The organism is Salinispora oceanensis, assembly GCF_000383575.1.
Classification (GTDB): Bacteria; Actinomycetota; Actinomycetes; order Mycobacteriales; family Micromonosporaceae; genus Micromonospora; species Micromonospora oceanensis.
Window position 1 is genome coordinate 468,761 of sequence record NZ_KB911579.1, and the last position, 17,341, is coordinate 486,101.

A 17,341-nucleotide genomic window follows, 5' to 3' on the forward strand; every position below is an offset into this window, starting at 1 on the left:
CAAGATCGCTACGCTGACCCCGTGGGGAACGCCGCGACGGCATCGGCGAGCGTGGGTGGATCAGCCCCCCGCCGGCCACAGGTGAGCGCCGCGATGGTGCTGGCCTGATGCAGCCCCTGGCGCCACTGACTCGGGGTGACGGCAGCGAGACGGGCACCGGGCTGGTCACCGAGCGCACCGAAGTCCGCGAGGGCGGCGAGCAGGCCGCCGGTGAACGAATCGCCCGCACCGACGGTATCGACCACCTCGCCCCGCCGGGCTGGCTGTCGGTACATCGCCCCGTCCGGAGCCAGCAGACAGCTGCCGGCAGCGCCGCGCGTCACCACCGCGCAGGCCACCCCGGCAGCCCGCCACTCGGCCATGACCTGTTCAATGGTGCGGTCCGGGTAGAGCCAGTCAAGGTCCTCCTCGCTCGCCTTGACAAGGTGCGCGGAGCGCACCTGCCGCTCGACCCGGCGCTGCTCCCCAACGCGGTCGGGGACGATGGTGGGGCGCAGGTTGAGGTCGATCGACAGGGTGAGCGCCCCGCGGTCTCGTTCCCGGGCGAAGAGCTCTTCTACGACCGCCGCGCCCGGTGCCAGGGCGAGCGCCAGGGAGCCGGAGTGCAGAGCGGTCAGCCCGGTGTCGGCGAAGCTCGGTAGCTCGGCCGTGGTCCACTGCCAGTCGGCGGTCCCGGTCAGGTAGCACTGGTAGGTGGCCTGGCCGGAGTCGTCGAGCGTGGCGACCACCAGTGAGGTTGACTCACCCGCAGAAACCGCCCAGGTCAGGTCGACTCCGTTGGCGTGCAGGTGGCCCCGGATCCGCTGGCCGAAGCCGTCGCTGCCGAGCCGGGCGAGCAGCCGAACCGGCTGCTCGAGCCGGGCCAGGGTGAGTGCGACATTGGCGGGTGAACCGCCGGGCACGGCGCGGTAGCTACCGGCCGTGTCCTCCGCGACCAGGTCGATCAGCGCTTCGCCAACAACCGCGATCACCGGCCTACCTCCGCCTGATTCGTTCCCACGGGGGCGTACAGACCCGCGAGGCTGGGCTTGATCGGTGACTGGGACAGTAGGACGGCCTGGTACGCGTGGTAGACATCGGGGCGGCCCTGCCAGACCCGGTTCGCCGGCTGGTTCAGCTCGTCCAGCTCGTGGTGCCACTCTCCGGTCTTCGCATCAATGAGGTGGCGGAGAGCGTAGTCCCAGAAGATCTGGTACCAATGCTCGTAGTAGTGGTCACCGGTGCGCCGCCACAGCGTCGCTGCCGCCCCGATCGCCTCGGCCAGCACCCAGTGCATCCGGGATCTAACCACTGGCCGGTCCGACCAGTCGAGGGTGTAGACAAATCCGTCCGCCCCGTCAACCGACCAGCCACGGGTGACCGCTGCGGTGAAGAGCGCACGCGCGTCATCGAGAAGCCATCGGGGCGGTGCTACGAGCGCGGTCTCCAGGTGCAGCAGCAGTCGTGCCCACTCCAGCCAGTGCCCCACCGTGGACCCGTACGGCCGGAAGGGGTCCGCGGGCTGGTCGAGGTTGTAGTCCAGCTGCACCTCCCAGTCGGCGGTGAAGTGCTCGGGCAGCCGCCAGTCGTGTCGGGCGGCCACGTCGTGCACCAGGTGCTCACAGATCGCCAGCGCGCGTTGCCCCCAGCGACGGTCCCCGGTGACCTCACCGACGGCCAGGAACGCCTCAACCATGTGCATGCTGCTGTTCGCACCACGGTAGGGCTCCAGCTCGGAGAAGTCCCGGCTCCACGACTCCCGGGTCCGACCGGCGGTCTCGTCCCAGAACCGGTCGCCTACCACCTCGATCGCCTCGGCCAGGAGTTGGTCGGCACCCGGCCGACCCGCGCGGGTCGCGCTACTCGCGGCCAGTAGGACAAAGGCGTGCTCGTACGCGGACTTCCGGTCAGTGACCGGTTCCCCACCCAGTTCCACGGCGCTGAACCAACCGCCGTGCCGCGCGTCCCGCAGGGTACTGCGCAGCATGGTGACGCCGTGGTCAACCGCGTCGGCGGTGTCGGGGATCTGTTGCAGATGCGCCAGGGCGAAGACGTGGGTCATTCGACAGGCGATCCAGGTGTGCAGCGGCTGGCGTGGGTCGGGTTCGCCCCGCTCGCCCAACCACCAGAACCCGCCCTCGGGCCGAACCGAGGTGCGGGCGGCCCGCAGCAGCGCGTCGCGTTGGTTGGCGAGGAGCTGCTGATGGGCGGCGTCCGGATTCGGGCCGGTTCGCGTCGGCCGCCGGCCGGAGAGATGTTCGGTCATGTCAGCTCTTCACCGATCCCGCCATGAGGCCACCGATGAACCAGCGACCCAGAAATACGTAGACAACCAGCGTGGGCAGCGAGGTGATCAACGCCCCGGCCATTGAGGCCGCGTAGTCGGGGGACTGAGCTCCCGCGAGCGCATTGAGCGCGATCGTGATCGGCCCATTACGGGTATTGGAAAGGAAGATCGCGAACAGGTAGTCGTTCCACGCAGAGGTGAACTGCCAGATCACGGCGACCACGAAGCCCGGAATCGACACCGGCAGGATGATCGACCGGAAGGTACGGATGAGGCCCGCACCATCGACCCACGCGGCCTCGACCATCTCCACCGGCACCGTGGTGGCGTAGTAGTTACGGAAGATGAGCGTGCAGATCGGGATGCCGTAGACGCAGTGCACGAAGATCAGCGTAGGAATACCCGGCGCGATACCGAGGGTGCTGACCACGTCCCGCAACGGAATCATCACCGCCTGGTAGGGGATGAACATCCCGAACAGGATCAGGGTGAACACGACATCCGCACCGGGAAACCGCCACCGGGACAGAACGAAACCATTCGCCGCGCCGAGCAGCGAGGAGATCAACGCGACCGGAATGGCGAGCTGGAAGGTCCGCACAAACGACGGGCCGAGGGCCGTCCACGCTTTGGCCCACGATTCGGTGCTCCACTGCTCGGGCAGATTCCACTGCCCGTTCACGCCGATGTCAGAGCCGGACTTGAAGCTGGTCACGACGAGGACGTACGCCGGCATCAGAACGATGAGCAGGAAGAGCAGCAGCAGGCAGTACCGGAAGGTACGCCCGATCACGCCAGTGGTGGGGCCGCGACGCTTTCGGGGCGGCGCCGCGACGGCCGGTGGGGGCGTCCGCCGAGTGGTCGTGGTGGTCACGAACGTCGCTCCGTTCTCATCGTCTGCACCAGGTAGGGCACGATGACCAGCGCGACCAGCAACAGCAAGATCACCGAGATCGCCGAGGCCTTGGCGTAGTCACTGGTCAGCAGGGTCTGCCAGACGTAGACGGCCGGTACCTCGGTCAGCCACTGGGCACCGGAGACAGACATGATCAGGTCGAACATCTTCATGGACATGTGCCCGACGATGATCAACGCGGAGAGCGCCACCGGAGTCAGCTGCGGAAAGAGGACCCGCCGGTAGAGCTGGAAGGTGCTGGCTCCATCGACCGCCGCCGCCTCGCGAAGCTCCGCCGGAATGCCGCGGAACCCAGCCAGGAACAGCGCCATGACATAGCCGGAGAGCTGCCAGATCGCCGGGACCGCCATGGCGACCATGCCCCATTCCGGGTCGGTCCACCAAGGATTTTGCAGGAAGCCAAGATTCAGCTGTCCAAAGATCGCGTTCAGGCCACCAGCGTCGTCGCCCTGCCCGGAGTTCATCAGCCATCGCCAGACCACACCGGAGGCGACGAACGAGACCGCCATGGGGAACAGGTAGACGGTCCGGAACAGCCCCTCGGCCCGGACCCCGCGCTCTAGGAGGAACGCCCAGAGCAGGCCCAGCAGCATCGTGCCGAGCAGGAAGACGACAGTAAAGATCAGCAGATTCCGCAGTGAGTGCAGGAACCGGCCGTTGATGTCGTTGGTGAACAGGTCGACATAGTTACTCAGGCCGACAAATCCGTCCGACTCGGCGGCGGTGTGCCGATCCGACATCGAGACCTTTATCGTCCAACCAATGAGGCCGTAGACGAACACTCCAAGCAGGAGTAACGAGGGGGAAATCAGCAGAAGGCCGGGTCCCCATCGCCGGACGCGAGTAAGCATGGCAGATTCCTGGTGGTTTCGGGCGGACGGATGTCAACCGGGACCGGTAACCGCACGACCGAGCGAGAGCGCCAGCCGTGCGGTTACCGAAACTGCGAGCCGTTCTAGTTCTTGCCGAGCGCGGCGGCAGCGGACATCGCCTTCTGCAGTCCCGCCAGGTCCTGGTCGCTGGAGAACTTGCCGATCGCGGAGTTCGCCGCCTCAACGGCGCCCTGCGAGCAGGCCGCACCGTGGGCGCAGGACGGGACCTGCGTGCCGGTCTTCCATGCCTGAATGGCCGACTGCTGGTAGGCGGGGTAGTCGGCCTCGGTGACGTCGGTACGGGCGGGGATGGAGCCCTTCTTGATGTTGAACGACTGCTGCCCCTCAGCGCTGCCGACGGTCTTCAGCCAGCACTTGGTGCCCTCGGGGTTCTTGGCACCCTGCGGCAACACGAAGGAGTCGGCGAGCCACTGGAAGGTGTCCCCGTTGCCCGGGAACGCGATGTGGTCGAAGTCGGTGAAACCCTTGGTCTCGAAGTCGCTCGGCGCCCAGTCCCCCATCAGGAAGAAACCGGCCTTGCCGTCCATGAGGAGCTTGCCGGCGTCGGTCCAGTCGTAGGTGTCCCGGTCCGCGTTGGTGTAGCTGAGCAGCCGCTTGTAGTTCTCCAGGCCCTGGGTGACCTCGGGGCTGTTCCAGTCGGTCGCACCGGTCCAGAGGCCGGTGAAGCTCTCCGGGCCGAGGTCGCTGATCAGGACCGCCTCCAGCAGCATCAGCTGGGACCAGTCCTTGCCAATCGCGAGCGGCGCGTTGATGCCCGCGGTCTTGAGCGTGTCGAGCGCGGCGAAAAGGTCGGCCAGCGTCGTCGGCGCGGCCGTGACACCGGCATCGGCCAGGACCGACTTGTTCGTCCAGAGCACGTTTGACCGGTGGATGTTCACCGGCACCGAGTAGACCTTGCCGTCCACGCTGAGGTTGTCGATCAGGCCCGGCGGCAGCGCCTCGGTGAGACCCCACTCCTCGTACAGGGCGCTGAGATCCTCGATCTGGCCGGCCGCAATGTAGTCCGACAGCTCGGCACCGGCGTGGGCCTGGAAGGTGTCCGGCGCGTCGCCCTGCTGGAGCCGGGAGGCCAGCACCTGCTTGGCGTTCGAACCGGCGCCGCCCGCCACCGCCCCATTCACGAACGAGTAGTCACACTGCTCGTCAAAGGCGGCGACCAGACCGTCGAGGCCTGCTTTCTCGCCCCCGTCGGCCCACCAGGTGAAGACCTCCACCTCCTGGTCGGCCCCGCTGTCGGCACCACCGCAAGCGGCGGGCGACAGCAACGCGAGCGCCCCGACCGCGGCGACGGCCGCCCTACGCATCCTGCCCATGCTTCCTCCCGCTAGGGATGACATCGTTGTCTGAGAGCCACCACACTTTCGCTGCGCCTAGTTTTCGTCAACATCAACCCAGCTACGAAAAAGTAACGATGACATCACGAGACGACCCACCAAAAACCACTTAACTCTCCTATTGCAGCCACTCTGACCCGGCGATCATGAATTACGCCACCGGAGGCTCACCCGAAACGATCATCAACCTATTGACAACGTTGTCTCCTGCCGACACGCTTTCTCCGACCCTCAAGCGTGACCCCCCGCACGCTTGACGACCCCCTGGAGGATCACGTGGGCAGACACCGGAGGGCGATCGCCACCGTGCTCGCGGTTGGCCTGGCGATACCGGGCACCCAACTGCCAGCAGCAGCGACACCATCGCTCGACACCAACTTCTTCTCCTCGTTCGATTCCGACGATTCGCATCCGACGTGGACCAACACCGTAGAAACCGACGCAGCCGGAAAACCCAAGATGTCCGGCGTAACCGGAAATCCAGATTCCGGCGGAATCCCCGGCAACATCAATGACACGATCGCCGAGGTAACCGCCAACGGCGACAACCCGCCCAACGAAACCGTCCGACGGGTCATCGACAATGACCCGTCCACCAAGTGGCTGGTCTTCGAGCCCACCGGCTGGGTACAGGCCCAACTCGAGACCCCGGCGACGGTGTTGCACTACGCGCTCACCTCCGCCAACGACGTACCGGAGCGGGACCCACAGGACTGGGAGCTACAGGGGTCGGCCGACGGCGACACCTGGGTCACCCTCGACGCCCAGACCGGGCAGGACTTCCCCGAACGTTTCCAGACCAAGGAGTACCGGTTCAGCAACAACACCGAGTACTCGCACTACCGCCTGGACATCACGGCCAACCACGGCGCAGACATCGTCCAGCTGGCGGATCTCCAGCTCTCCAACGGCGACACCACCCCAAAGCCGCCGACACCGATGTACAGCGTCGTTGACAACGGGCCCGCGGGAAGCCCCACCGCCAAGGCCAACGCCGGCTGGAGCGGCGAACACGCACTGCGCTACTCGGGGGGACAGACCGTTGACGGACGCGGCTACGCCTACAACAAGATTTTCGATGTTGACATCGACGTCACCGCGACCAGCGAACTGTCGTACCTGATCTTCCCTGAGCTGACCCAGGGCGATCTCGACTATCCGAGCACCTACGCCGCGGTCGACCTGGCCTTCGACGACGGCACCTACCTCAGCGACCTGAACGCGGTTGACCAGTACGGCTTCGGTCTACACCCATCGAAGCAGGGGACCACCAAGTCGCTCTACGCCGACCAGTGGAACAGCAAACGATCGTCCCTCGGTGAGGTGGCCGCGGGGAAGCGGATCGATCGGATTCTGATCGGGTACGACAGCGACATCGGCCCGGCCACCTTCCGGGGCTGGGTGGACGACATCCGAGTGACCGGGAGCCCCGAGCACCCCGCCTACGACCGGCTCTCCGACTACGCGTTGACCACCCGTGGGACGAACTCCACCGGAGACTTCTCCCGGGGAAACACCTTCCCGGCGACCGCGGTGCCGCACGGCTTCAACTTCTGGACGCCGATGACCGACGCCGGCTCGAACAGCTGGGTCTACCAATACCAACGGGACAACAACGCCGACAACCGGCCGACGATCCAGGCGTTCACCGCCAGCCACGAGCCCAGTCCATGGATCGGTGACCGGCAGACCTTCCAGGTCATGCCCGCGGTCACCAGCGACAAACCGAACGCCAACAGAACGGCGCGGGCGCTGGCCTTCCAACATGTCAACGAGACCGCCAAGCCCCACTACTACGGCGTGACCTTTGACAACGGGCTCAAGACGGAGATCGCTCCCACCGACCACGCTGCGATGTTCCGATTCACCTTCACCGGGGACCGTGGCAACCTGATCTTCGACAACCTCAACAACCAGGGCGGCCTGACCCTCAACCCCGACGGCACCGTGACCGGCTACTCCGACACCCGGCTGGGCAGCGGCGCCACCCGGATGTTCGTCTATGGCACGGTGGACCGCCCCGTCGTCGCCCACGGTGGGTTGACCGGTGGCGGTGGCGACGACGTGACCGGCTACCTTGCCTTCGACACCTCAACGTCGAAGGTCGTAACGCTGCGGATCGCCACCTCGCTGATCTCCCTCGACCAGGCTCGGAAGAACCTGGCGCTGGAGATCGCTGAAGACGACACCTTCGACACCGTCCGCGCCCGCGCCCAGGACCTCTGGGATGACAAGCTCGATGTCATTGAGGTCGAAGGCGCTACCGACGAGCAGCTCGTGACCCTGTACTCCAACCTCTACCGGCTCTTCCTCTACCCGAACTCCGCACATGAGAACGTCGGAACGGCAACCGCTCCGGTGTGGAAGCACGCGGTGCAGTCGTCCACCTCGAGCACCCTGCCACCGGGGACCACACCAACCGAGACCGGCGCGGACGTGGTAGCTGGAAAGGTGTACGTCAACAACGGCTTCTGGGACACCTACCGCACCACCTGGCCGGCGTATGCGCTGTTCAGCCCCACCACCGCCGGTGAACTTGTTGACGGCTTCGTCCAGCAGTACCGGGACGGTGGTTGGGTGTCGCGGTGGTCGGCCCCCGGCTACCGGAACCTGATGACCGGCACCAGCTCGGATGTCTCGTTCGCCGACGCGTACGTCAAGGGGGTGCGCAACTTCGACGTACGGGCCGCGTACGACGCGGCGGTGCGCAACGCCACCGTCGTGCCGCCCGGGAACGCCAACAACAGCAGCGTTGGCCGGAAGGGCCTACCGGAATCGATCTTCCACGGGTACACCTCGACCGCGGTCTCCGAAGGCGTCTCCTGGGCGTTGGAGGGCTACATCAACGACTTCGGTATCGCGAACATGGCCGCCGAACTGGCCGAGGACCCGGACACCCCGGAAGCCGACCGGGCCCGCTACCGGGAGGAGGCGGAGTACTTCCGCAGCCGGGCGCTGAACTACACGCACGCCTTCGACCCGGCGATCGAGTTCTTCCAGGGGCGCGACGCGTCCGGGCGGTGGAAGTCGACGCCCGAGACGTACGAGCCGCACGTGTGGGGGCACGAGCACGACTACACCGAGACCAACGGGTGGAACTTCGCCTTCCACGTCCCGCACGACGGCGAAGGCCTCGCCAACCTGTACGGAGGGCGGGAGGCGCTGGCCGAGAAGCTGGACGAGTTCTTCGCCACGCCGGAGACGGGGACCTTCCCCGGCTCGTACGGCCGGATCATCCACGAGATGCGGGAGGCGCGGGACGTCCGGATGGGCATGTGGGGCTTCAGCAACCAGGTATCGCACCACATTCCCTGGATGTACAACTACGCCGGCCAGCCGGCCAAGACGCAGAAAATCGTCCGAGAGGTGCTGTCCCGGCTGTACATCGGCAGTGAGATCGGCCAGGGGTACGCCGGCGACGAGGACAACGGTGAGACCTCGGCGTGGTACCTGTTCAGCGCGCTGGGCTTCTACCCGCTCCAGGTGGGTAGCGAGAACTACGTGATCGGCTCACCGCTGTTCACGAAGGCCACCGTGCACCTGGACAACGGCAAAAAGATCGTCGTCAACGCGCCGAACAACAGCGCCGACAACGTCTACGTGCAGGGCCTCAAGGTCAACGGGAAGCCGTACCACCAGACCTCGATCTCACACGAGGTGCTGGCCGGTGGCGCGGTGCTGGACTTCACCATGGGCTCGCAACCGTCTTCCTGGGGCAGCGGCGAAGCGGACCTCCCCCCGTCCCTCACCCCCTCCGGTGAAACCCCCCGACCGATGTCCGACATCGCGGTGACCGGTGGTCCGGCGGCGCTGGCCGACAACACCTCCACCACCTCGGCTCCGGTGGCGGCGCCGCTGCAGTGGGCGGTAGCGGGTGCCCCGGAGCGGGTCACCCACTACACCCTCACATCGGGGCCGGACACCGGGACCGACCCGGTGGGCTGGCAACTGCAGGGCTCCTACGACGGAGACACCTGGACCACCATCGACAGTCGTGCCGCTGAGGAGTTCACCTGGCGACTGCAGACCCGGTCCTTCGCCGTGGACCGGCCCGGGCGGTACCTGCACTACCGGCTCACGCCCGAGGGCGGCGACTCCATCCCCGTCCTCGCCGAGGTCGAGTTGCTCGCCACGACCCCTCCCTCGTGTACGAAGACGGTGAGCGGCAACGTCAACGGGCCGCTGAAGGTCGACTCCGGGGTGACGTGCCTGTCCGAGGCAACCGTCAACGGGCCGGTGACGGTGCGATCCGGTGCCGTGCTCCACGCGGTCGACTCGACCATCTCCGGTCCGGTTGCCGCCAACGGGGCCGAGGCGGTGGTGCTCCGGGAGGTTCAGCTCGGAGGGCCGCTGACGGTGTCCCACGTGACCGGCGAGGTGAGCATCGAACGCACCACCGTCGCCGGACCGACGGTCCTGACGCGGAACCAGGCGCCGGTGATCGCGGCGGCGTCGGTCGGCGGACCCCTGTCGTGCTCCCGCAACACCGTCGCGCCCACCGACAATGGGGTGCCGAACTCGGTGCAGGGACCTGCCTCCGGGCAGTGTAAGGACCTGTAACGATTCCGGGGTCGGCCGCTGGCACAGTGGCCGACCCCGCTGCCGGCCCCGAGGGTGCCCCTCGGGGCCACTCCCGTCCCGGCGGCGCTCAGCACGGCCGGCCTGCTCCCGGTGCGGCGTCCCACCGCTCCGTTGCCGCTCAGTCGGCTTGGGCGGCCAGTTCCCCGGCCCGGTCCCGGGCCGCCTCCAGGGCGGCCAACAGCGCCGCCCGCACCCCGTGCTTCTCCAATTCGCGGACGGCGGAGATGGTGGTGCCGGCGGGCGAGGTCACCGCCTCCCGCAGCTTGACCGGGTGCTCGCCGGAGTCGCGCAGCATGACCGCGGACCCGATCGCGGTCTGCACGATCAACTCGTGGGCGACCTGCCGGGGCAGGCCGAGCAGGATGCCCGCGTCGACCATCGCCTCAACCAGCAAATAGAAGTACGCCGGCCCGGAACCCGACAACGCGGTCACCGCGTCCTGCTGCGACTCGGGGACCCGTAGCGTCCCGCCGAGTGGGGTGAACATCTCCTCGGCCAGGGCTAGGTGCGCGTCGGTGGCGTGCTCTCCGGCGGAGATCGCCGACATCGCCTCGTCAACCAGAGCCGGAGTGTTGGTCATCACCCGCACCACCGGGGTGCCGGCGGCCAACCGCCGGCTGAAGAAGCTGGTGGGCAGGCCGGCGCAGAGCGAGATGACCAGCTTGTCGGCCGGAATCTTCGGGCCGATCTCGTCCAGCAACGCCGCCGCGTCCTGCGGCTTGACCGCGATCGCGAGCACCTCGGCCTCGGCCACCGCGGTGTGGTTGTCAACCACCCGTACGCCGTAGCGGAGGGCCAGTTCCTCGGCCCGCGCCTGCCGCCGGGTGGTGGCCAACAGCCGCTCCGCCGGCCAGCCCGAGCGCAGCAGGCCGGAGAGCACCAGCTCGCCGATCTTGCCAGCCCCAATGACCGCGACCGGGTGCACGGTTTCCGCCATCGGCCGTACCTCTTCCCGCGTAGGCCGGTGCGCGGTGGGCCGGGGCCCACCGCGCACCGGTTGAACGATCAGCTACCGAAGAAGACCTCAGCCTCGGCGTACCGCTCCAGCGGCACGGTCTTCAGCTCGCGGGTGGCCTCGGCCAGCGGCACGCGGACAATGTCCGTGCTCTGCATCGCCACCATCTTGCCCCAGTCGCCCTCATGCACCGCGTCGATCGCCTGGAGACCGAGCCGGGTGGCGAGCACCCGGTCGAAGGCGGTCGGGGTGCCCCCGCGCTGGATGTGGCCGAGCACGACGGTACGGGCTTCCTTGCCGGTCTTGGCTTCGAGCTGCTCGGCAAGCCACTGGCCGACGCCCCCGAGGCGGACGTGGCCGAAGGCGTCCAGCTCCTGGTTGTGCAGGACCATCTGCCCCTCGAGCGGGTGGGCGCCCTCGGCGACCACGACGATCGGGGCGTACTGGTGCTGGAAACGCTTCTCGACGTAGCCGGCGACCTGGTTCACATCGAACTGCCGCTCCGGCAGCAGGATCACATTGGCGCCACCGGCGAGACCGGCGTGCAGGGCAATCCAGCCAGCGTGCCGGCCCATCACCTCGACCACCAGGGTGCGGTGGTGACTCTCGGCGGTGGTGTGCAGCCGGTCGATCGCCTCCATCGCGATGTTGACCGCGGTGTCGAAGCCGAAGGTGTAGTCGGTGGCGCCGAGGTCGTTGTCGATCGTCTTCGGCACGCCGATCACGTTGACGCCGAGTTCGTGCAGCTTGGTGGCGACACCAAGGGTGTCCTCGCCGCCGATCGCGATCAGCGCGTCAACGCCCTGCGCGGCGAGGTTCTCCTTGATCCGCTCAACGCCGTTCTCAATCTTGAACGGGTTGGTCCGGGAGGAGCCCAGGATCGTACCGCCACGCGGCAGGATACCCCGCACCTCCGCGATCCCCAGCGGGCGGGAAAGCCCCTCGAGCGGGCCCTTCCAGCCATCCCGGAAGCCCACGAACTCGTGACCGTAGTTGGCCACGCCCTTCCGAACCACCGCCCGGATGACCGCGTTGAGACCGGGGCAGTCGCCGCCGCCGGTGAGCACGCCGATACGCATGATCTGCTCATCCTCCTGGGAACATTGGGTAAAGCCCGGTTAAGCCCCAGGATATGTGTCGAATCAGACCATCGGCGCCATTGCCGGCCCGGGGCGGGCCGTCATTGCGAACTGTAGTCCCGTCCGGTATGCGCCGACACCGCACCCCGGCTACCAAGTGGTAGGCAGTCCCCGGAGCGAACCCGATCAACGTCGACCCGACCCCGTCCGACCCGATCCTGTCATGGCCTGCCACCGAGCCAGGTTGTGCCGCGCGTCCACCAGCGCATCATGCCGAGCCGCGTCCGCGTCCGGCAGCGGCGGACGACCCCGGTCATCCCAGAGCTGGCGCAGGTCCTTGGTGAAGCGCGGGATCTGACGAGGCAACGCCGTCATCGCCCCCCACAGCTGCGCCAGCGACACGTGGTCGTACGCCGCGTACCACGCCCACAGCTCCAGCTGCTCGCCGGGACGGCCCCGGACCGGTTCCAACAGGAACTCCTCCAGCTCGTCCCGGATCCGCGCGCGGGACCGCCACGCCCGATCCGCCGGCGACGGCAGCTGACTCAGCACATTACGACGCACCCAGGGCACCGCCCGGGAGTCGTCGAACTCGGTGGAGACGGCGTAGAAGTCACGACCGTACTCATCGACGACGCCGATCGACACCAGGTCGATGGTGCGGCCATCCTCGATGAACTCGCAGTCATAGAAGTAGCGATAAACCATCACCGCCATCCTGGCGTATGCCGTCACGACCGCACCGGGGTGGGTGCCGCCGGCCCGGGCGCTCCGCGTCCTCGCAGGTCAGAACTGGTATCGGATAGGTCTCGAAGGTCACGCAAACGAATTGAGGGGTGTACAGCAAGCGACCAGGCCGTCATGATCTGATGTGTACCGCTACCGGAGGCATCGGAGCACCTTGGCAGTCCCTGTCAGGTTCACCCGGTGAGCGAGTCAGGGGTCCTTGACCGGGGGAGGGGTTGGGACGTGGAGGTGCGCCTACCGGAGCCAGGTGACGCGCTGACGGGCGTCGAGATGTTCGCCGGCCTCGAGCCAGAAGCTCGGCAACGAGTAATCGCGGCGGCGGTGCCACGCACCTACCGCAAGGGACAGCTGCTCTTCGTGGAGAACGACCCGGGCGAGTCCCTGATCGTGCTACGCCGCGGCGCGGTGGCCGTCTTTCGCACGGCTCCCACCGGTGAGCGGGCAGTGCTGTCGGTGATCCGGCCGCCGGAGGTGCTGGGCGAAGTCTCACTGCTGGACGCCTCCACCCGGTCGGCATCCGCCGAGGCCATCGAGGACTGCGCGGCCCTCGCCCTGTCCCGGGGCGCCTTCATGGAGCTGGTGCACTCAAACCCGCGCATCCTTGACGCGGTGATGCGCTCCCTCGGCAGCCTAATCCGCCGGCTGACCGAGCAGAACGCCGACCATGTCTTCCTCGATTTGCCCGGAAGGGTGGCCAAGACGCTGGTCCGCCTGGCCGGTGAAAGCCAGGCGCCCATGATCACAATTGAGCTCAACCAGAGCCAGCTCGCCGAGATGGCCGGCGGCTCCCGGCAGAGCGTCAACCAGGCGATCGGCTCCTTCGCCAGCCGAGGCTGGCTGCGCACCGAGGGCCGCCGGATCGTGGTGACCGACGTGGCGTCGCTGCGTCGCCGCGCCGGCATGAGCGAGCGCTGACGGCACGTACGATCGGGGTCGGGGCGGGCGATCGGCCCCGGCCGGGGCGCGCCCCGGCGACTGTTCCGATCGCAAGACGCGACCGAACGCACTCCCGCAACCGGTCCCCGGCGTGTCACGATTCAAGGCACGGCGGGCACAGACGCCGAGAGGCTTCGGGAGCGCGCCCCCGGCGCGCGATGAGGAGGTTGTCCGGTGTCAGCGGGTGGGGCCCGCCGGGGACGGCGGGACAACGGGATCGACGCAAGCGAGTACGCGGTCGCCGGCGATGTGGATCCCCGGGTGGGTGAGCATCTTCTGGACGTGCTCGCCGCCGGCGGCATCGCCGCCTACCTACAACCCTCGGCCGACCTCAACCCGGTCACCCGCACCACCACGGTCCCGCCCCGGCCGATCGATCGGCTGTACGTGGACCGCTCCCACCTCCGAACCGCTCGGGACTACCTGACCCAGCTCGCCGACGAAGGCGCCACCGACCGGACCCGGGACAACGAACCCGACATCGAGGCCGAATGGGCGCGGATAGTCGCCGGGTTCCACACCACCTCCGCCAGTGGTGGTGACAACCGGTGGCCCGCCGCGGAGGACGTGGACGAGGATCGGGCCGGCCGGACCTCCACCGAAACCCGACGACTGCCCTACGCGGCGGACGTCTCCGGTGTCTCCGTCAGCCAGGGGCGGGAGGAGGAGCCATCGCTCCTTGACGGGTTGGACACCTTCGGCGCGGACCTGCCCGACGACGACGAGGAGACCGAGCGGTACACGCCACCCCCGCCCCCACCGTTGCCCCGCATCTCCAAGTACGCGGCGCTCGGCATCTTGGCCATCGTGGTCGGCTTCCTGCTCTTCCTCTACCCGTCGCTACTTCCGGTGGACCCGGGGATTGTCACCCTGCTCGGCTTCACCGGCATCCTCGCCGGCTTCGTCACCCTGGTTTGCCGGCTCCGCCCCGGCGACCGGGACGAACACGACCCGGACGACGGCGCCGTCGTCTGATCTGATCTGGCGCTTCCTGGGCCCATCACGGAGCCGCACCACCCGGCGCGCCCACCGCGGCTCGCCCACCGGCTACGGGGCCCCACCGGTCACAAACCCAGCTCGCCCCACCGGTTACGGCCGCCCACCGGTTACGGATCCCCCTACCGGTTACGGGCCGCCCGGGCCGCCCCGAAGCGGGGGCGTAACATTGGTGTAACTTACGGTTAGTAGGAATACTGCTGTCCGTCATTCCCCCTCCGCCGGCTGCCGGCCCTATCCCCCTGTTGCGGCGGTCTCCGGCAGATCGGAAACGTCCGAAGTGCGACAGAGTTCCCTGGTGGTGGTCGCCAACCGCCTTCCCATCGACGACAGTACGGCGCCCGACGGTGCCTGCGAGTGGCGCCGCCGCCCCGGCGGCCTGGTCAGCGCCTTGCACTCCCCACTACGGCAGACACCCGCCACCTGGGTGGGGTGGGCGGGTGGCACCGGGCCGGCACCGGCGCTGCCCGACGTTGACGGGGTCCGAATGCACACGGTGCCGCTCACCGCCGACGACCTACGTGACCACTACGAGGGCTTCGCCAACGCCACGCTCTGGCCGCTCTACCACGACGCCGTCGAACAGCCGGAGCACCACCGCCGCTGGTGGGAGGCGTACCAGCGGGTCAACCAACGGTTCGCGACAGCCGCCGCTGAGGTGGCCGAGCCCGGCGCCGTGGTCTGGGTGCAGGACTACCACCTACAGCTCGTGCCCGGCCTGCTCCGGGCGCTCCGTCCGGACCTGCGAATCGGCTTCTTCCTCCACGTGGCGTTCCCGCCGCCGGAGCTGTTCATGCAGCTCCCCCGGCGAGCCGAGCTCCTGCGGGGAATGCTCGGTGCCGACCTCGTCGGCTTCCAACGGGCCCAGGCGGCACACAACTTCGCCCAACTCGCCGACCGGGTGCTCGGGCTGCCGGCCACCGACCACCGAATCGCCGTTGACGGCCGGGTCGTACGCATCGGTTCGTTCCCGGTCTCCATCGACACCGCCGAGATGGCCGCCCTGGCCGACCGGCCCGAGGTCGCCGACCGCGCCAGCCGGCTTCGCCGTGACCTGGGCAGCCCGGGACACGTGATCCTCAGCGTCGACCGGATGGACTACACCAAGGGCATCGAGCAGCGCCTCAAGGCGTACAGCGAGCTGATCGCCGACGGACACGTCAAGGTGCAGGACACTGTCCTGGTCCAGGTGGCGGTCCCCAGCCGCGAGCGGGTGGGGCAGTACCAAATCCTCCGCAGACGGGTCGAGCGCGAGGTTGGCCGGATCAATGGCGAATTCGGCCGTGTCGGCGAGCCGGCCATCCACTACCTGACCCAGCCCTTCGACCGCGCCGAGTTGGCCGCGCTCTACCGGATCGCGGACGTGATGGCGGTGACCCCACTCCGGGACGGCATGAACCTGGTCGCCAAAGAGTACGTAGCCGCCCGGGTAGACGACACCGGCGCGCTGCTGCTCAGCGAGTTCGCCGGCGCCGCCGCCGAGCTACCCCAGGCGTACCTGGTGAACCCGCACGATCTGGAAGGCCTCAAGCAGGGCCTGCTCGCGGCGCTGCGGGCCCGACCGGATCAGGTCCGCGAGCGGATGCGGAAGATGCGGACGCACCTGCGCCAGCACGACATCCACGCCTGGGCTCGCTCCTACCTGGCCGCTCTGGACCAGGACAGCGCCCTGCTCAGTCGACTCGGTACGAGCCGCTGACCGACCCACCCGGGCTCAGCCGGCGGACGGCTCCTTCTCCAGCCAGTCGAGGATCGCGTCGATCGGTTCCCGCCACCCGGCGTCCAGCATCAGGTCGTGGCCCATACCGGGGAAGAGCAGCGGGGCCGAGGCGTACCGTCGGGCAGCCCGGGTGAGCGCCGAGCGCGGCACAATCCGATCCTCCGGGCTACCGAGCACCAACACCGGTGGGTCGCCCACAGCCGGCTCGGGCTCTCGCCCGAACAGCAGCTGCCACTGGGCACGTCGGGCCGGGCGGCCCAGCCGGGACAGGTGCCGCCGCGCCTCATCACGGGGCAGTTCCGGACCGAACAACTGGGCGCGGCTGCACCGCAGCCGACCGCCGACGAGCGCCGGCAACGTACCCAGGGGGTTGCGGCGCAGCGCCGTGACCGCCGTTGCCCAACCACCGAAGACTGGGGCCACCAGCACGGCGGCGCGGGCCGGGTAGCGGGCCAGGGCGTGCGCAACCACCAGCGCCCCAGCGCCATGCCCGACCAGCACCGCCCGGCGGGGCAGCCCCGCGGCCACCTGCACCACGTCATGGGCGTACGCCCCCAGCGTGGCCTCCGGTGCCGGTCCGCTGCCAGACTGCCCACGCAGACTCAACGCGTACCCGGAGAAGCCACGCTCGACGGCGTGCCCCAGCCAGTGCTCGGCAAATGCCCAGGCGCCGTGACCGAAGCCAGGAACGAACAACAGCGGCGGCCGACCCTCATCCAGCCCGGGGACGGCCTCGAGCACCTCGCGCCGAACCGGACGGACCGGGCGAGCCCACTCCCGTCCCCGGATGACCCGTACCTGCTGGCTCACCGGGTAAACCCTCCGCTCGCGACTGCGGGGCTCGCAAGCTCACTCCTCGCACTCACCACGCCCACCCTCCGCTCGCGACTGCGGGGCTCGCAAGCTCACTCCTCGCAC

General features: G+C 68.3%; 13 protein-coding genes. 4 read left to right on the plus strand and 9 right to left on the minus strand.

The window, feature by feature from the left end:
- Positions 1-8: 8 nt before the first annotated feature.
- The 5 genes from SALPAC4_RS0101925 to SALPAC4_RS0101945 form a co-directional block, all read right to left on the minus strand.
- Positions 9-971, minus strand: a complete 963-nt coding sequence (locus tag SALPAC4_RS0101925) for a carbohydrate kinase family protein (RefSeq protein ID WP_019868936.1) — start codon at positions 969-971, stop codon at positions 9-11.
- A complete protein-coding gene (locus SALPAC4_RS0101930) occupies positions 968-2,245 on the minus strand; it encodes an AGE family epimerase/isomerase (protein WP_019868937.1) in 1,278 nt (425 codons plus the stop codon). The genes SALPAC4_RS0101925 and SALPAC4_RS0101930 overlap by 4 nt, the downstream gene beginning before the upstream one ends.
- A gap of 1 nt (position 2,246) precedes the next feature.
- Complete coding sequence (locus tag SALPAC4_RS0101935; protein ID WP_019868938.1) at positions 2,247-3,140, minus strand: carbohydrate ABC transporter permease; 894 nt, start codon at positions 3,138-3,140, stop codon at positions 2,247-2,249.
- On the minus strand, positions 3,137-4,033 hold the full coding sequence (locus SALPAC4_RS0101940) for a carbohydrate ABC transporter permease (protein WP_026323380.1): 897 nt from the start codon (positions 4,031-4,033) through the stop codon (positions 3,137-3,139). Before SALPAC4_RS0101940 ends, SALPAC4_RS0101935 begins: the two co-directional genes overlap by 4 nt.
- A gap of 104 nt (positions 4,034-4,137) precedes the next feature.
- Positions 4,138-5,379, minus strand: coding sequence for an ABC transporter substrate-binding protein (locus SALPAC4_RS0101945; protein WP_019868939.1), 1,242 nt, complete (start codon positions 5,377-5,379; stop codon positions 4,138-4,140).
- A gap of 306 nt (positions 5,380-5,685) precedes the next feature.
- Here SALPAC4_RS0101945 and SALPAC4_RS0101950 point away from each other — a divergent pair, with 306 nt between their 5' ends.
- Positions 5,686-9,969 (plus strand): GH92 family glycosyl hydrolase, encoded by a 4,284-nt coding sequence (locus SALPAC4_RS0101950; RefSeq protein WP_027644613.1) that lies wholly within the window; start codon positions 5,686-5,688, stop codon positions 9,967-9,969.
- A 139-nt stretch (positions 9,970-10,108) separates the two neighbouring features.
- Here SALPAC4_RS0101950 and proC read toward each other — a convergent pair whose 3' ends face one another.
- The 3 genes from proC to SALPAC4_RS0101965 form a co-directional block, all read right to left on the minus strand.
- Positions 10,109-10,927: a pyrroline-5-carboxylate reductase gene (gene proC, locus SALPAC4_RS0101955; protein ID WP_019868941.1), complete on the minus strand. Its 819-nt coding sequence runs from the start codon at positions 10,925-10,927 to the stop codon at positions 10,109-10,111.
- Positions 10,928-10,995: 68 nt separating this feature from the next.
- Positions 10,996-12,024 carry a 6-phosphofructokinase gene (locus tag SALPAC4_RS0101960; RefSeq protein WP_018730685.1) on the minus strand — a complete coding sequence of 343 codons (1,029 nt, stop codon included), beginning with the start codon at positions 12,022-12,024 and terminating at the stop codon, positions 10,996-10,998.
- A gap of 186 nt (positions 12,025-12,210) precedes the next feature.
- Complete coding sequence (locus SALPAC4_RS0101965; protein ID WP_018730684.1) at positions 12,211-12,732, minus strand: polyadenylate-specific 3'-exoribonuclease AS; 522 nt, start codon at positions 12,730-12,732, stop codon at positions 12,211-12,213.
- Between the two features lie 261 nt (positions 12,733-12,993).
- On the opposite strand from SALPAC4_RS0101965, the gene SALPAC4_RS0101970 reads away from it, so the two are divergent.
- The 3 genes from SALPAC4_RS0101970 (at position 12,994) to SALPAC4_RS0101980 (ending at position 16,402) form a co-directional block, all read left to right on the plus strand.
- Positions 12,994-13,686, plus strand: a complete 693-nt coding sequence (locus SALPAC4_RS0101970) for a Crp/Fnr family transcriptional regulator (protein ID WP_012014480.1) — start codon at positions 12,994-12,996, stop codon at positions 13,684-13,686.
- A gap of 195 nt (positions 13,687-13,881) precedes the next feature.
- Positions 13,882-14,682: a DUF308 domain-containing protein gene (locus SALPAC4_RS0101975; RefSeq protein WP_019868942.1), complete on the plus strand. Its 801-nt coding sequence runs from the start codon at positions 13,882-13,884 to the stop codon at positions 14,680-14,682.
- Between the two features lie 301 nt (positions 14,683-14,983).
- A complete protein-coding gene (locus SALPAC4_RS0101980; protein ID WP_019868943.1) occupies positions 14,984-16,402 on the plus strand; it encodes an alpha,alpha-trehalose-phosphate synthase (UDP-forming) in 1,419 nt (472 codons plus the stop codon).
- Between the two features lie 15 nt (positions 16,403-16,417).
- On the opposite strand, the gene SALPAC4_RS0101985 is transcribed toward SALPAC4_RS0101980, so the two are convergent.
- Positions 16,418-17,233 (minus strand): alpha/beta hydrolase, encoded by an 816-nt coding sequence (locus SALPAC4_RS0101985; RefSeq protein WP_019868944.1) that lies wholly within the window; start codon positions 17,231-17,233, stop codon positions 16,418-16,420.
- Positions 17,234-17,341: the final 108 nt, after the last annotated feature.

Bases quoted from the DNA above. Each gene is read 5' to 3' on its own strand.
- proC (WP_019868941.1), bottom strand. From the start codon at position 10,927: ATGGCGGAAACCGTGCACCCGGTCGCGGTCATTGGGGCTGGCAAGATC.
- SALPAC4_RS0101965 (WP_018730684.1), bottom strand. From the start codon at position 12,732: ATGGTTTATCGCTACTTCTATGACTGCGAGTTCATCGAGGATGGCCGC.
- SALPAC4_RS0101960 (WP_018730685.1), bottom strand. From the start codon at position 12,024: ATGCGTATCGGCGTGCTCACCGGCGGCGGCGACTGCCCCGGTCTCAAC.
- SALPAC4_RS0101930 (WP_019868937.1), bottom strand. From the start codon at position 2,245: ATGACCGAACATCTCTCCGGCCGGCGGCCGACGCGAACCGGCCCGAAT.
- SALPAC4_RS0101940 (WP_026323380.1), bottom strand. From the start codon at position 4,033: ATGCTTACTCGCGTCCGGCGATGGGGACCCGGCCTTCTGCTGATTTCC.
- SALPAC4_RS0101945 (WP_019868939.1), bottom strand. From the start codon at position 5,379: ATGCGTAGGGCGGCCGTCGCCGCGGTCGGGGCGCTCGCGTTGCTGTCG.